The sequence below is a fragment of the Streptomyces sp. NPDC022910 genome (assembly GCF_055561075.1).
This window is the reverse complement of sequence record NZ_JBVHHL010000012.1, coordinates 84475-98801: the sequence shown is the minus strand read 5'-3', so window position 1 is coordinate 98801 and position 14327 is coordinate 84475. Positions and strand designations below refer to the sequence as shown.

The window sequence follows — 14327 nt, the reverse complement described above, 5'->3', positions numbered from 1 at the left end:
GGCGCCGGTGAGTGTGCGGAGAACGCACCAGGGGCAGGGGGCAGGTCATCGTGAGTGACGGGATTCAGTGGCTGGTGGAGCTCGAACACTGGATGTCCAGTGTCGTGTTCGCGCGGGGAATCTCCGCGAGGGAGCTGGCGCTGCGCATGGGCGGTGCTCCCGACGGAGCGACGGAGCCGATCACCGACGCCTCAGTGGCCGGCCTCGGACTGGAGGCGTACCGGCCGGGCGCGGAAGGTGACGGCGTCGTCCGGGTCGGCGAGTGCGCGGGCTGGGCCTTCGCCCTGGAGTACGGGGACTCGACCGGGAGCGACCTGCTGGCGGAGATCTCCGAGGACGGCGTCGAGGCCGTCCATTACGTGCCCATGCAGGAGCATCCCCCCGCCACCGTGCACTACGCACGCGACGGCGTGCTCCTGTGCGGGTTCGGGCTGAACGAGGAATCCGTCCGCCGGGGACGGGAACCGGACCTGCTCCTGCCCGACCTCGTCGCCGGGCAGGTACTCGAGGCGGACGGCCTCACCCCGGTCACGCACGGGGACGAGGGCTACAGGACGGTGTTACGCCGTACCCTCGCCGTCTTCGAGAAGCGGTTCGGGTTGTCGCTGTCCCCGGCGTTCCTCGATGACGCCCGCCTGCCCGCGTACGCGGTGCGTGGCAGCCCGCACATGGGCGCCGACGACGGAGACGTCGGCGCCATTCGTGCCGGGGCCGCCGCTCACGGCCTGGAGCTCGGCAGGGGCTGACGGGCTCTCACCCGTGCAGCGTCAGCTCAGGATCCCCGTGAGCGTCGCCCGCGCTCTCTCCGATCACCGCGGTGAAGGCTTCGGTCCGCACGGTCAGGCCCTGTGCACCGGACTCGAAGGCGGGCGTGAACGGGCCTCCCGGGCCGTACCGCACGGCGAAGACGTGCAGGTCGTCCGGGGCACCGGGCGCGGGACCGGCTTCGAGTGCGGTGGAGGACACCAGGTGGCGCCATCCCTCGTCGGGGTTGCCGTAGCCGCGTGGGTCGGCGGCGAGGGCGAAGGCCGCTTGTTCCTGGGTGGTTTCGGCGCGGGCGTCGAAATGGTCGGTGCCCACGGCTTGTGGGTGCGTGAGCCTCAGTTCACCTGCGCCCGCCACCTGCGCCTGCGCCGTCCTGCGCACCCGGTCGCCGTCGTCCGTGGCGTACGGCAGCCCGGCCAGCAGGTAGGGCGCTCCGCCGAGCCGTTCCACGGCGACCGTGACCCACAGGCTCGTGCCGTCGGTGACGTACAGGGACCGCACGTGGCGCAGGACGTGGTCGCGGCCGACGACCGGCTTGGTGACCAGCTTGGCCGTCAGCGCGTCGGTACGGACGTCGCGGACGCGCACCTCGCCCATCGGCCGGCACATCAGGAAGCCGTCGAGGACCGGCCCGAAGCCGTGCTGGCGGTTGACCGCGGCCGGCAGGTAGTACGTACCCGCGGCTTCGACCAGTGCCGGAGTCATCCGGTCGTCGAAGGCCACCGATACCGTGCCCGCGCGTAGTTGGTGGCGGGCGGCCGACGTCGACGGCGTACGGTGCCAGCGTGTCGGGTCCTGGATCTGCCAGACCAGCATGAAGGCGAAGTGGCCGTCGATGCCCCCGTCCGGGTGGACCGCGTGCCGGCCCCAGCGTGTGTCGCCCCGGTAGCGGCCCAGGTCGGAGCCGATGCGCCGGCTGAAGTAGCGCAGGCCCGGTACGGACTCGAAGCCGGAGTGCTGTTCGCTGTAGCGCGGGCCGCCGTTGTCGAAGCCGCCGTTCGTCAGGCGCGCGTCGATGTAGCGGGCCAGCGCGTCGCCGTCCTGAGCGAAGATCTCCTCGCCGCTGACCCGGTGCGCCTGGGCGAGGAAGGAGAGCGAGATCGGACCGTAGTTGTTGTCGTACGCGCCCCCGTGCTCGGGCGGCAGCAGGGCGCCCCGGTCCCGTACCCGGTGGGCGCGGATCTCCTCGGCGTACAGGCGCAAGGCCCGTGCGCGGACCGGCTCACCCTCGGTGGAGGGAAGATGGCGGGCCAGCATCAGGCCGCCCACGACGCACCCGATCGCCTGGTTGCCCGCCTCCTGCGGGTTGAAGAAGGTGGCCTCGGTCAGCCAGTGCCAGTAACCGTGTGCCACAGCAAGGAGGTCCGCACGCTGTTCGTCGTCGAGGAGCCCGTCCGCCGCGTCGAGGACGTTGACCGCCTGGAGCAGGGCCCACACCGTGCTCGGCCAGTCGCCGATGGGGTGGGCGCCCGCTTCGAGGACGTAACGCGCGTACGGGAGACCGGAGTCCCGTACGCGCAGGTTGGGGTAGCCGGGGTTGTCCTCGGTGTAGACCCGCTCGCGCACATGGAAGGCCAGGCTGCGGCGGACCGCCTCGGGCAGGCGCGGGTCCTTCGTGCGCTGCCAGGCCAGCGCCAGCAATGCGGTGATGCCGAGCGAGGTGTCGCCGATGTCGTCCAGGGCGCCTGGATGTTCGAGGTTGCCTTCCGGCGTGATGCGCGCCAGAGCCTCCTCGGTGACCTCGGCCAGGACGCTGTCGTACGCCACCGGACTGTCCGGCAGGTCCTGCAACGGGCCACGCTGGTGAGGCAGATGCATGTAGGTCATCCCTTCATGCCGGAGGTCGCCAGGCCTTCGACCAGCCTCTTCTGGAAGACGAGGAAGCAGATGAGCGTCGGGAGGAGAGCGAGCGTCGACATGGCGAACATCGCGCCGTAGGAGGAGCCGCTGGTCTTGTCGAGGAACAGGGTCAGGCCGAGCGGAACGGTGAAGCGGGCGTTCTGCTGGAGGTAGACCAGCTGGCTGAGGAAGTCGTCGTACGTCCAGATGAAGGTGAAGATGGTCGTGGTCACCAGGGCCGGCCGCATCAGGGGCAGGATGATCTTCCAGTAGATCTGGAACGGGTTGGCGCCGTCCATCATGGCGGCCTGGTCGAGCTCGCGCGGGATCGAGCGGATGAACTGGACCATCAGGAAGATGAAGAACGCGTCCACCGCGAGGAACTTGGGCACGATCAGCGGCAGGTACGTGTTGATCCAGGTCAGGTTGTAGAAGATCGTGTACTGCGGGATCAGGGTGGCCTGCATGGGCAGCATCAACGTGCCGAGCATCAGGCCGAACCAGATCTTCTTGCCGCGGAACTCGAAGCGGGCGAAAGCGTAGGCCGCCAGCGAGCAGGAGACCACGTTGCCGATCACCGCGCCGATCGTGACGATCAGCGAGTTGGTGATGTAGAGCGCGAAGGAGTTGCCTGAGCCGCTCCAGCCCTCGGAGTAGTTCTGCGGGTGCAGCGTGTTCGGGATGAGGCCGGGGTGGGTGAAGATCTCGGTGTCGGGCTTCAGCGAGCTGCTCAGCATCCACAGCAGCGGATACAGCATGACCACCGCCACGCCGCTGAGCAGCGTGTGGACGAGGATGCGGCGCGGGCCGGTGAGCGAGCGCAGCTTCCGCAGCGGTGAGACGGACGGGGTGATGGCGGACATGGGGTGACTAACTCCTCACCGACGCTCAGTCGTCGTAGTGGACCCAGTAGCGGCTGGCGATGAAGTTGACCGCCGTGAATCCGGCGATGACCAGGAACAGCACCCAGGCCAGCGCCGAGGCGTACCCCATCTGCAGGTCGGTGAAGCCCTTCTTGTAGAGGTAGAGGGAGTACAGCATGGTCGAGTTGAGCGGTCCGCCGGTGCCGTTGCTGATCACATAGGCGGGTGTGAACGTCTTGAACGCGTCGATGATCTGCAGGACGACGTTGAAGAACACGATCGGGGTCAGCAGCGGCAGGGTGATCCGGAAGAACCGGGTGAACGTTCCGGCGCCGTCGATCGCTGCAGCCTCGTACACGTCTTTCGGCAGCTGTTTCAGGCCGGCGAGGAAGATGACCATCGGGGTGCCGAACTGCCAGACGGCGAGCAGGATGAGGGTGTAGATCGAGGTGTCGGGGCTGGAGATCCAGTCCTGGCCCCTGACACCGAACCAGCCGAGGAAGTCGTTGAACAGTCCGTCGCCGCCGAAGACCTGCCGCCACACGATGGCGATGGCGACCGCCCCGCCGAGCAGCGACGGCAGATAGAAGGCGGCACGGTAGAGGCCGATGCCTTTGAGCGGACGGTTGAGCATGATCGCCACGCCGAGCGCCATGGCCAGCTTCAGCGGTACCGACACGACGACGTAGAGGAGTGTGGCGTGCACCGAGTCCCAGAAGGCCGGGTCGTCGGTGAACATGTGCGTGTAGTTCCGGGCGCCGACCCACTTCGCGGGCGACAGCAGGTCGAAGTCCGTGAAGGACAGGTACAGCGAGTCCAGCATCGGGTAGATCGTCAGGCCGGAAAGGCCGACGAACCAGGGGGCCAGGAAGAGGTACGGCCACCATCCCCCGCCCCGCCGTCTGGCGAGGCGCCGGCGCATGCGGTCACGCTCCCGCTGGTCGGACGGGGTCGCGGGAGCCTGCGGCTCCTTGACGACCTCGTCGGTCTTGGCGGTGGTCATACTCATCTCCCTGGCCCTCTCCCGGTGTTCCTTTGTGCCGCGCGTCCTACTGGGCCAGGATGCTGGCGGCCTGGTCGAAGAACTCGCCGAGCTGTGCCTTGATCGACTTCTTGCCGAAGGCGACGGCGAGGTTGGACTGGAACAGCAGGTCCCAGATCTGGTCGGCGCCCTTCGGCGGAGCGGCGGGGGCGGGCAGGGCGTCGGTCGCCTTCGTGACCTGCTTGGAGATGTAGTCGGCGTTCGCCATGTTCAGCTTGTCCGTCTCGGTCAGGCCCGAGGAGATGAGGGAGCGGGCCTTCTCGGTCGGCGGGATGCCCCGCAGCAGCTGCATGTCCTTGATCGCCGTCTCGTCCTGGGCGAAGAAGTCCATGATCTTCACGGAATCGGCGATGTGCTTGCTTGCCTTGGTGGCGCTGAGCAGCACGCCGCCGTTGACGAAGTTGCCCTCGCGGGCCCCGGACCAGTCGCCCTGCGGAGTGGGCAGGAAGTCCAGCTGCGCGTCGGTGATGGAGCCGCCCGCACCGTAGACGCCGGAGTCGAAGGTGAACAGCGCCTTGCCTATGACGACGGCGTTCTTGGTGAGGTCGTTGTGCGCGGCGGAGGTGATCGCCGGCGGCGGGGAGGCGTTGATCTTGCGCATCTCCGCCCAGTACTCCCACCACTCCTGGAGGGTGTCGGCGGTGAAGCCGACCTTCTTGCCGTCGGCGGAGAAGAAGGGCTGGCCCTTCTCGCGGGCGAACACCTCGAAGCACTGGAGCGTGGAGCCGCCGCCGTCGTCGACGCCGTAGATCTTGCCGCCGCTCTTCTTGTAGACGTCGGTCGCGAGCTTCTTCAGGTCGGCCCAGGTCCACTCGCGGTCGGGGAGCTTCAGGCCGAGCTTCTCCAGTCCGCTGCGGTTGACGGTGAGCTGGTTGACGCCGATGCCCGACGGCACACCGTACAGCTTGCCGTCGACGGTGCCGGCCGCGAGCAGTTGCTTGGAGAACCCCGTCAGGTCGAGGGACTTGCCGACGTACTCGTCGAGGGGGGCGAGGACGCCCTTGCGGGCGTACTGGGCGACCAGGGCGGTGTCCATCTGCAGCAGGTCGGGGGCGCTGCCGCCGGCCACCTGGGTGTTGAACTTGTCGAAGTAGCCGTCGTAGCCGGAATAGCGCTCTTCGATCTTGATCTTCGAGTTCTTCTGCTGGAAGTAGGCAAGCGCCTTCTTGTAGGCGGCATGGCGGTCGTCGCTGCCCCACCAGGTCATGGTCAGCTTCCCGGAGTCGCTGCCGGCGCCGGTGCCGCCGGCGCAGGCGGTGAGCGAGCTGCCGAGCGCGCCGACGACGGCGAGACCGCTCGTGGTGCGGAAGAGGGTTCTGCGCGAGATGTGGTGACCCACCGGGTCCTCCCTGATGTGCGTGACGGATCCCCCGGCCGGTCGCTGCGGCACGGGTGCACTTGCTCGGAACGCGCCTCCCGGGGGGACGGCCTCGCCCGGCCGCGCCGCCCTGACGGGTGGGATCCCCGGCCATCACGGCCGCCGCCGCACGAGCACGCCCTCGCACGGCTGCCGTACTTCACGCACGGCCGGGACGCTCACCCCAAGCCGGCGTCCCGCCCGACTTAGAAAGCGCTTGTCCGGACATTGGCAGACCGAGTCGGAGGCCGTCAATCCTTCGCCCGCGCTGCCTCGGTCACGGTTTGGACTCCTCGGGCGACCGCGAGCCGGGCGGCGCCCACGACGGTTCCGGAGTCCCCGACCGTGCTGCTGACCACCTCGGTGGGCCAGCTCAGCCGTGCCAGTTCGGCCCGCACTCCGGGCAGGAGCCGCGGGTCCGCGCCGGTACTGCCGCCCAGCACGATCAGTCCCGGATCCAGCACGGCGGCCACGGCGGCGGCGAGCCGGCCCACGTCGGCAGCATGGCGGCCCACGACCGCGCGGGCCGTGGCCCGGCCCTGCCCGGCAAGGGCGAACAGCCGCTCGGCGGTGCGGGGGCACGGTCCGTCGGTGTCCTGCCAGGCCTCCGCGGCCCGGCGCAGGAGGGAGCGCGCACCCATGTACTCCTCCAGCGCCTCGTGGCGCGGTTCGCGGCCTTCGCCCCAGGGGTAGGGCAGTCTGGCCAGCTCTCCTGCGGCGCCGTTGGCTCCTCGCAGCACCTGACCGCCGACGACGATGCCGAGGCCGATGCCCACGCCGATCCTCAGATAGCCGAAGGTGTGGCGGCCGCGGGCGGCGCCCTCGTGCAGCTCCGCGAGCGCGGCGCAGTTCACGTTGTTCTCGAGGTGCACGGGAACACCCGACGGCAACGCGACGGCCATCGCGTCGAAGGCGGGACCGGCCTTGGCGGTTGCGGGGCGCATACCGGCCCCCTCCCGGTCCGGCGCACTGACGTCGCCGACGGCGACGACGATGGTACGCAGTGGGGCATCGGCAGGCAGCGCGGCGAGGGCCTCGCGTACGGCGTCCGCGGCATCCGCGCGGGAGCGGGTGACCTCGGCGAGGAGGGTCCCGTCCAAGGCGCAGCCGCGCACCCGGGTGTGAGCGGGGCCGAGGTCGACGGCGAGCACGGCCCCGGCGGCCGGCCCGAGACCGTAGACGACGGCGCTGCGACCGGTGCCACTGGAGGAGGTGCCGGAGCAGACGGCGAGCCGGGCGCTCTCCAGTTCGGCGACGGCGGAGGAGACCGTCGGCTTGGACAGGCCCGCCAAGCTCGCGAGCTGTGGCCGGGTCGCACTGCCCGCCTTGGCGAGCACGGCGAACACCGCGCTCGCACTCTCGGTCAGGGACGGAGCTTCCGCCACGTCGTGTTCCACAGTTCCCCCAACGGGTCACGGGCCGCATTCCCCGGTCGATCGTGTCCGCGGGGTGCCGGCGATGGGATGCCCTGGCGTCACCCGGTCCGGCCGCTCGGCGGACCGGGCGGTCGTCTCGGCGGTCGGATTCGCGATGCCTCTTGACGCACTCTACTTCGTTAGTTAATTTCCTAACGAATTCACGGTACTCGCCTGCCGTGCTCCGCCAGAGGCCTGTCCCGGGGCTTCCCGATTTCCTTCTCCCCTGTTCACCAGGCACGGTTCGCCCACCGTTCGCAGCACAGCGCAACGACCGAAAGAGGATCCGTGCAGGACTCCACGCCCCTCGTTGTCGGTGTCGACGTGGGCGGCACCAAGACGCATCTCCGCGCGCTCGCGGGAGGCGAAACCGTCGCCGACCACATCCGTCCGAGCAACGGCTGGCGGCCGCACGACCCGGTGGCCGCCGCCGAGTGGCTGACCGCGCTGGTCGATGACGCCCTGCCGCACGGCGCCCGCCCCTCGGCAGTCGCCGTGGGCGGGCACGCCTGCGAGACCCCGCGCCAGTGCGAGGGGATACGCACCGCACTGCATGAACGCGTCCAGGCCCCCGCGTTGGTGGTGGGCGACGCTGCACTCCTGGTGCCCGCGGCGGGGCTGGACAAGGGCGTCGGCCTGGTCGCCGGGACCGGCTCGGTGGCCGTGGGCCGGCTGTGCGACGGCAGCCCCGTTCAGGTCGGTGGCTGGGGGGCGGTGCTCGGCGACGAGGGCGGATCGGCCGGTCTCGTCCGTGAGGCGGCGCGGGCCGCGTGGGCGGCGCACGATCGCGGCGTGGCCCCGGACGAGCTGGCGCTGCGGCTGATCGCCTCGTTCGGCGTCAGTGAAGTGCCCGCGCTCGGCGCGGCCTTGGAGAGCGCCTCGGACGTCTCCGCGGAGTGGGGGCGGCACGCACCGGTCGTGTTCGCGGCCGCCGAGGCCGGTTCGCTCCTCGCCCGCCAGGTGATCGCCGCTGGCGGCCGGTCGCTCGCCGCGCTCGTCGTGCGGCTCGCCGAACGCGGAGTTCCCGTCGACGATGTCGTGGTCGCGGGGAGCACGGTGCTGGCCCAGCCCGCGCTGTACGAGGCCTTCGCCGCCTCGCTCGCCGCAGCGCTGCCCGAGGCACGGCCAAGGCCCTTGCGGTTGCCGCCCGTCGAGGGAGCGGTGGTTCTGGCCCGTTCGATCCTGTGAGCCGGGACGTCCCCGTTCACCCCGAGAACACGTCGCGGTCGCCGGGCCCTCTCCGACGGGACACGGCTCGGCCGTAGACCTTCACACGGACGACTCGTCCTCGGCCCTCGGCACAGGGGACTGACGCGTCTCAGGTGCCTCGCGGAACAGTCGCTCGCACATTCTCCCCTCCCCGGCCGCACGGCCGAAGAACTCCGGAGAGGAAAGCGCATGCCGTCAGAACTCGCCGTGAACAGGCGGGCGTTCCTCAGGGCATCCCTCGGCGCGTCGGCGGGTCTGCTGGCCGCGCCCACTTTCACCACCTGGCTGGCCGCCGCCGACGCGAAGGCGGCCACGACGCCCGCCGCGTTCGTCGACGACTACAAGTCCAACGTCCTCACGAACCTGACGCCCGAGACCAATGCGGTGGTCCGCGTCCTCGGCGGGATGAGCACGGTGTGGAAGACGGGAGGCGCCTGGAACACAGGCATGCCGCTCATGCCCGAGGTGCTGCGGGCCAACATGCGCTACTGCGCTCGCATCACCTCCGCCCGCACCGACGCGCAGTCGAAGGAGGCGTTCGTCCACGACCGCCAGCACCAGAGTTACGCGATGATCGCGGGTCTGGGTCCGCTGGCCGACCTGTACACAGCGGGCGCCAAGGCGGTGACCTCGATCACCGGCGCGCCGGACGGCACGCCCGCGACCACGATCAGCGACGCCGTACCGGCCGGCGCCCCGGCGGGCTCGGCGCTCGGGGCGGGCTCGCACGACTCGGCGCTCGGCAAGGTGGCCGAGCTGGTCGACACCGTGCGAGGCCCCTACGCCTCGGGCAACCCCGCCAAGTACGCCTTCCAGTACCCGCGTCCCTGGCGCATGAACGAGGACAGCGAGGTCGTCGACACCGGGAGGACCGACGCGCTCGGCTACCCGGTCTACGAGTCCGACGTGGTCGTCGCCCCGCAGCTGCTGCGGCAGCGCAGCACGTCCCCGACCGACGACGGCGGCTTCCCGAGCGGACACACCAACGCCTTCCACCTGGCCGCCCTCGCCTACGCGTACGCCGTACCCGAGCGCTTCCAGGAGCTGGTGACGCGCGCCTTCGAGCTCGGCCACACCCGGATCGTGGCGGGCATGCACTCCACCGTCGACGTCATCGGCGGCCGCATCATGGCCACGGCCCTGGCCGCCGCCACACTCGCCGACCCGGCGAACGCCGGTCTCAAGGCCGCGGCACGCTCCCAGGCCCTCGCCTACTTCCAGGCGCAGACCGGTACGACGGCCGACACGCTGTACGCCTACGCGCACTCGGCGGGCACCGACACCGACCCGTATGCCGACCGGGCAGCCAACGCCCGTGCGGTCCGGCCTCGGTTGACGTACGTGCTGACCCGGCACGGGCGCGGCACGGACCTGAACGTGCCCAAGGGTGCGGAGGTGCTGCTGGAGACGCGGCTGCCGTACCTCGACGCGGAGCAGCGGCGCGAGGTGCTGCGGACGACCGCGCTGCCCTCCGGATACGTCCTGCTGGACGGCTTCGAGCAGTGGGGACGGCTCGACCTGTTCACCGCGGCGGACGGATACGGTTCCTTCGAGACGGACGTGCGCGTCACGCTGAACGCGGCCGACGGGGGCCTCAGCGCACACGGCAGCTGGCGCAACGACATCGACGGCTGCGGTGGTCTGACCAAGCGGGGCACGGGAACGCTGACCCTGAGCGGGGCGAACGGGTACACGGGCGGCACCGAGGTCGAGGACGGCACCCTGGTCGCCGCCTCACCGACCGCGCTGGGTCTCGGTGACGCACGGGTGACGGGCGGAACACTGCGGACGACCGGCGCCGTGAGGGTGTGCGGCTCCTACACGCAGGCGGCCGGGGCGACTCTGGACGTCACGCTGAGGGCGGGGCGCGAGGCGGCGCTGACGGTCGAGCGGCGTGTGGTGCTCGATCGCGACAGCGCCCTGACGCTACGGCTGGACGAGGACCGGCCCCCGGCGGCGGGGACCACTGTTCCCGTGATCTCGGCGCGGTCGCTGCGGGGGCAGTTCGGGCGCGTCACCGTGTCGTCGGAGGCATACCGGGCGGTGCCGGTCCACACGGCCGAGGGGCTGGCGGTCCGGCTGCTGAATCGGTAGTCGCCCGCTGTACGGTGACGGGCGTGTCGCGCCAGGGGAATGCGCGACACGCCCGTACCGATTGCGCGGACACGAGACCGTACGGCTCAGGGTGAGCGGCCGCCGTACGCATACCCGTGCCCGCTGCCGCACCCGCTACAGCGCGGTGCGGGACTCGAGGTCGCGGCGGGTGTCGTTGCCGTACACGCCCGTCTCGTCGCCGCGGATGCCGTACCAGAGCTGGAAGCGGGCGACGGCGGCGGTGAGCGTGGCGTCGTAGCGGCCGTCGGTCGAGCCGTTGTCGTAGACGTCGGGGATGCGCAACAGGCGTTTCTGCAACGCGGTCACCTCCGGGCCGCTGTCGCCCTCGCGCAGGGTGCCGGGCCCGTCCGGGTCGGTGCTCTGCTGCCGGGCGGGGGCGGTGGTACCCGGTGCGCGGGGCGGCGGCGCCGCCGGGTGCCGCGACGCGCCGTCGTCCCCGGAGCCCGGCAGGACGAGTGCGGAGCCGAAGCCTATGAGGGCCGCCGCGGTCACCCCGACCACCATCGCCGCGCGGCGCAGGGTGAGTCCGTCGTCCACGAGCCGTTCGCGCCGGCCACGGGCGTGGGCGGACGGCACGGGCGGCAGTTGCTCCGTCGCGTCCTCGGCGGTCGTCGGCGCCACATGGACGACGATCGGTTCGTGGACGGGCTCCGGGGGGCGGCTCTCGTACTCCCGGAACTCCCGTACCAGTTCGGCCAGCGCCTCCGTGCGGCGGCGCATGACGTAGGTGGGTTCCAGCACCGGGCGCCGCAGCGGCTGCTCCTGCTCGGGCGGTGTCGACACACTGCTCTCCTTCCGTGCGCGCGGTCTCCCGCCATCCCCGGGGAGTGATACGTGGCCCCACGTCGCCCGGTTCACCGGGATCCCACAGTCGCCACGCGATCCCCTCCCGGCACCGCACCGAAAGGCTCCCTTCATACCCCGCAGGGGTATAGCGTTCCCCTACCGGGCCCCAAGGGGAAGGGCACCTCATGTGGCACGCGATCGGGCACGCGCTGTCCATCACCGGGTCGATGACCTGGGAGATCGCCTGGGCGCTGATCCTCGGGTTCACCCTGTCCGCCGTGGTGCGGGCGGTGGTGCGCCGGTCGACCGTCGTACGGCTGCTCGGTGACGACCGGCCGCGTACGCTCGCCCTGGCCCCCGGACTGGGCGCGGCCTCGTCCTCATGCTCGTACGCGCGGTCGCGCTGGCGCGCTCCCTCTTCCGCAAGGGTGCCGATTTCACCGCGGCGATGGCCTTCGGGATCGCCTCGACCAATCTTGTGATCGAACTTGGCGTGATCCTGGCCCTGTTGATGGGCTGGCAGTTCACGCTCGCCGAGTTCGTCGGCGGACCGGTGATGATCATCGTGCTCGCGGTGCTCTTCCGGGTCCTGCTGCGTGAGCGGCTGCTGCGCCGGGCCCGGGAGCAGGCCGGGCGGGGGCTGGCGGGCTCGATGGAAGGGCATGCGGCGATGGACATGTCGGTGGGCGGCGAGGGCGGCTTCCTGCGCCGGCTGCTGTCCCGCGAGGGCTTCACGTCCGTGTCGCACATCTTCGTCATGGAGTGGGCGGCGATCCTGCGCGACCTGGTGGCCGGTCTGCTGATCGCGGGTGCGATCGCCGGATGGGTGCCGGAGGACTTCTGGCGCACGTTCTTCCTGGCCGGCCACCCGCTCGCGGCCAAGCTGGCCGGACCGCTGGTCGGACCGCTCGTGGCGATCGCGACCTTCGTGTGCTCGATCGGCAACGTGCCACTGGCGGTGGTGCTGTGGAAGGGCGGCTTCTCCGAACTACCGGGGCGTCCCGTGGTTAGGACTTGTCCGGCCGATCATGGCCAGAGCCAGATGACCGGGGCTGCCGCTGTGGTGGTGCCGAGGTAGGCGTAACCGCGTTTGTCGTAGCGGGTGACGACCGCGCGGGACTGCTAGGGCTTGTGCAGGTCCTGCTTTGCGATGCTTATTGCCGGGCCCGGGGTTGGCCGCCGAATGATGTTCCCGAAGACATCGGGGGCACCGCCGCTGTTCCCAGGCGTGTATGTGTACTCAGCATTGAGGGAGAACGGTATGGAGCCATTAGAACTCCGCCGCGCCGTTGAGGCAGGACGGGCGCTCGCTTCGGAGCTGGGCCTTCAGGTCGACGATGCGATCGTCATCCACAACTCGGACCGCGTCGCGCTGCGCCTGGTCCCTTGTGATGTGCTGGCTCGGGTCGCACCGTTGGGACATCTGGCTGATTCCGAGTTCGAAGTTGAGGTTGCTCGCCGTCTCGCCGCCGTCGACGCTCCGGTGGCTGAGCTCGAGCCTCGGGTCGAGCCCAGAGTCTATGTGCGTGATGCCTTCGCCATCTCGCTCTGGACCTACTACGAGCCAGTGGGATCACCGATCTCCCCGGCCGACTACGCGGACGTGTTTCTGCAGCACCATGCCGCCCTGCGCCAGATCAATCTGGCCACACCGCACTTCACCGATCGAGTCGCCGTGGCATTGAGCGAGGTGAACGACCGGAGCCGGTCCCCCGAGCTACCCGACTCTGACCGGGAACTCCTCAGCGACACACTCAGTGGACTGAGCGCCGCGATCAGCATCGACAAAGCCGGCGACCAGCTGTTGCACGGCGAGCCTCACCCGGGCAACCTCCTGAACACGAGGAGAGGACCGCTTTTTGTAGACCTCGCCACCTGCTGCCGTGGGCCGATCGAGTTCGACCTCGCCCATGCGCCCGAAGAAGTGGGACAGCACTATGCGGGCGCTGACCACGACCTGATCCACCGGTGCCGCGCCCTGAACTGGGCGATGTTCTCCGCCTGGCGCTGGCGCCGAGACGACCAAATGCCTGACCGGGGCCACTGGAGAGGGGAGGGCCTCAGCCAGGTCCGTGCTGCACTCGATCGCTGCGGACTGGGCTGAACTTGAGCCAAGGGGCCGCTGGGCAGTCCCGATCCGCTGCGCCGTGTGCGGCATCCCATCACGGTGCAGCGGTCTAATACTGCAACCGCACTCATGGAATCAGCGCAGGTCAGCGTAGGCGTCTGGGCATTTCGGAGCTGACAGTCCATCGGATGAAGATGCCGTTGACCTGCCAGTTCGCGATCGGTCCCGGCGCGGCGACTATCACCGTGCACCGTCGGATCGCCACCGCCCGAAAAGCGCCGCACTGCGCCCGACCTGCGGTGACGCGACAGGTGCGGTTGCAGTACTAACTCGGCCAGCTTGAGAGAACATCTCGTTCTCTCGCCCCGTGCCCACGTCAACGACCAGTCCACGAACTAGTGCCGCATCAGGCAACGTTCGCCCGGTCGAGCCGCAGGGCGGGGGCGCCGCAGTGGAGTGCGTAGTCTCGCGGCATGCATTCACATCTGCGTTTCCAGAACCCTCCTGCCCTGCCGCATGACGTGGTAGTCGAGACGTTGGAGCGGGCGCTCGGGGACCGGGCGTATGAGTCCGAGGCAGCGAGTGTCTTGGTCGGGAGTGCCTTGAACGACGACGATCAGGAGTTCGTTGAGCACTGGTGCATGCAGGTCGGGACGCGGGCTGTGTCCGGCAGCCCGCTGCTTGGGCTGGCCGGCCTGTGCCTGGGACATACCGCTCGACGGTTCGGACATCTCAGCGATGAGGCCCTCGCACTGGCGCAATCGTTGGCGGCGCGTGCTGAGGTGGATCCGTCGGACGTGGACGGTCGGGCGCTCGACGGCCTCGACGACGTCCGGAGCTTCCTGCACCTCTGGTGAGGCTGGCTGCT

At 70.0% G+C, this 14327-nt stretch carries 11 protein-coding genes and 1 pseudogene; 6 read left to right on the top strand and 6 right to left on the bottom strand.

Going from position 1 to position 14327, the window contains the following annotated elements; all coding sequences use genetic code 11:
• Positions 1–50 precede the first annotated feature (50 nt).
• On the top strand, positions 51–746 hold the full coding sequence (locus ACZ3TS_RS14650) for a DUF6461 domain-containing protein (RefSeq protein ID WP_467617497.1): 696 nt from the start codon (positions 51–53) through the stop codon (positions 744–746).
• A 7-nt stretch (positions 747–753) separates the two neighbouring features.
• Here ACZ3TS_RS14650 and ACZ3TS_RS14645 read toward each other — a convergent pair whose 3' ends face one another.
• The 5 genes from ACZ3TS_RS14645 to ACZ3TS_RS14625 all read right to left on the bottom strand — a co-directional run bounded on the left by ACZ3TS_RS14645 (position 754) and on the right by ACZ3TS_RS14625 (position 7251).
• Entirely contained in the window at positions 754–2583 is a 1830-nt protein-coding gene (locus ACZ3TS_RS14645) for a hypothetical protein (protein WP_467617495.1), read from the bottom strand.
• 5 nt (positions 2584–2588) lie between these two features.
• The gene (locus ACZ3TS_RS14640; RefSeq protein WP_467617492.1) at positions 2589–3467 is read right to left on the bottom strand and encodes a carbohydrate ABC transporter permease; all 879 of its coding nucleotides are present in this window, start codon (positions 3465–3467) and stop codon (positions 2589–2591) included.
• 25 nt (positions 3468–3492) lie between these two features.
• On the bottom strand, positions 3493–4470 hold the full coding sequence (locus tag ACZ3TS_RS14635; RefSeq protein WP_467617490.1) for a carbohydrate ABC transporter permease: 978 nt from the start codon (positions 4468–4470) through the stop codon (positions 3493–3495).
• Between the two features lie 46 nt (positions 4471–4516).
• On the bottom strand, positions 4517–5848 hold the full coding sequence (locus tag ACZ3TS_RS14630) for an ABC transporter substrate-binding protein (protein WP_467617487.1): 1332 nt from the start codon (positions 5846–5848) through the stop codon (positions 4517–4519).
• Between the two features lie 269 nt (positions 5849–6117).
• A complete protein-coding gene (locus ACZ3TS_RS14625) occupies positions 6118–7251 on the bottom strand; it encodes an ROK family transcriptional regulator (RefSeq protein ID WP_467617484.1) in 1134 nt (377 codons plus the stop codon).
• A gap of 318 nt (positions 7252–7569) precedes the next feature.
• Between ACZ3TS_RS14625 and ACZ3TS_RS14620 the strand changes: the two genes are divergently transcribed.
• Positions 7570–8469 carry an N-acetylglucosamine kinase gene (locus ACZ3TS_RS14620; protein WP_467617481.1) on the top strand — a complete coding sequence of 300 codons (900 nt, stop codon included), beginning with the start codon at positions 7570–7572 and terminating at the stop codon, positions 8467–8469.
• Positions 8470–8679: 210 nt separating this feature from the next.
• Positions 8680–10584, top strand: a complete 1905-nt coding sequence (locus ACZ3TS_RS14615; protein WP_467617478.1) for a phosphatase PAP2 family protein — start codon at positions 8680–8682, stop codon at positions 10582–10584.
• A 135-nt stretch (positions 10585–10719) separates the two neighbouring features.
• Here the strand turns inward: ACZ3TS_RS14615 and ACZ3TS_RS14610 are convergent, their stop codons facing one another.
• Positions 10720–11388, bottom strand: coding sequence for a peptidoglycan-binding domain-containing protein (locus ACZ3TS_RS14610; protein ID WP_467617476.1), 669 nt, complete (start codon positions 11386–11388; stop codon positions 10720–10722).
• Positions 11389–11576: 188 nt separating this feature from the next.
• Between ACZ3TS_RS14610 and ACZ3TS_RS14605 the strand changes: the two are divergent.
• The 3 genes and pseudogenes from ACZ3TS_RS14605 to ACZ3TS_RS14595 form a co-directional block, all read left to right on the top strand.
• Positions 11577–12376, top strand: a pseudogene (locus tag ACZ3TS_RS14605) (permease); the annotation flags it as partial.
• A 276-nt stretch (positions 12377–12652) separates the two neighbouring features.
• Positions 12653–13495: a phosphotransferase gene (locus tag ACZ3TS_RS14600; protein ID WP_467617473.1), complete on the top strand. Its 843-nt coding sequence runs from the start codon at positions 12653–12655 to the stop codon at positions 13493–13495.
• Between the two features lie 437 nt (positions 13496–13932).
• On the top strand, positions 13933–14316 hold the full coding sequence (locus ACZ3TS_RS14595) for a hypothetical protein (RefSeq protein WP_467617471.1): 384 nt from the start codon (positions 13933–13935) through the stop codon (positions 14314–14316).
• Positions 14317–14327: the final 11 nt, after the last annotated feature.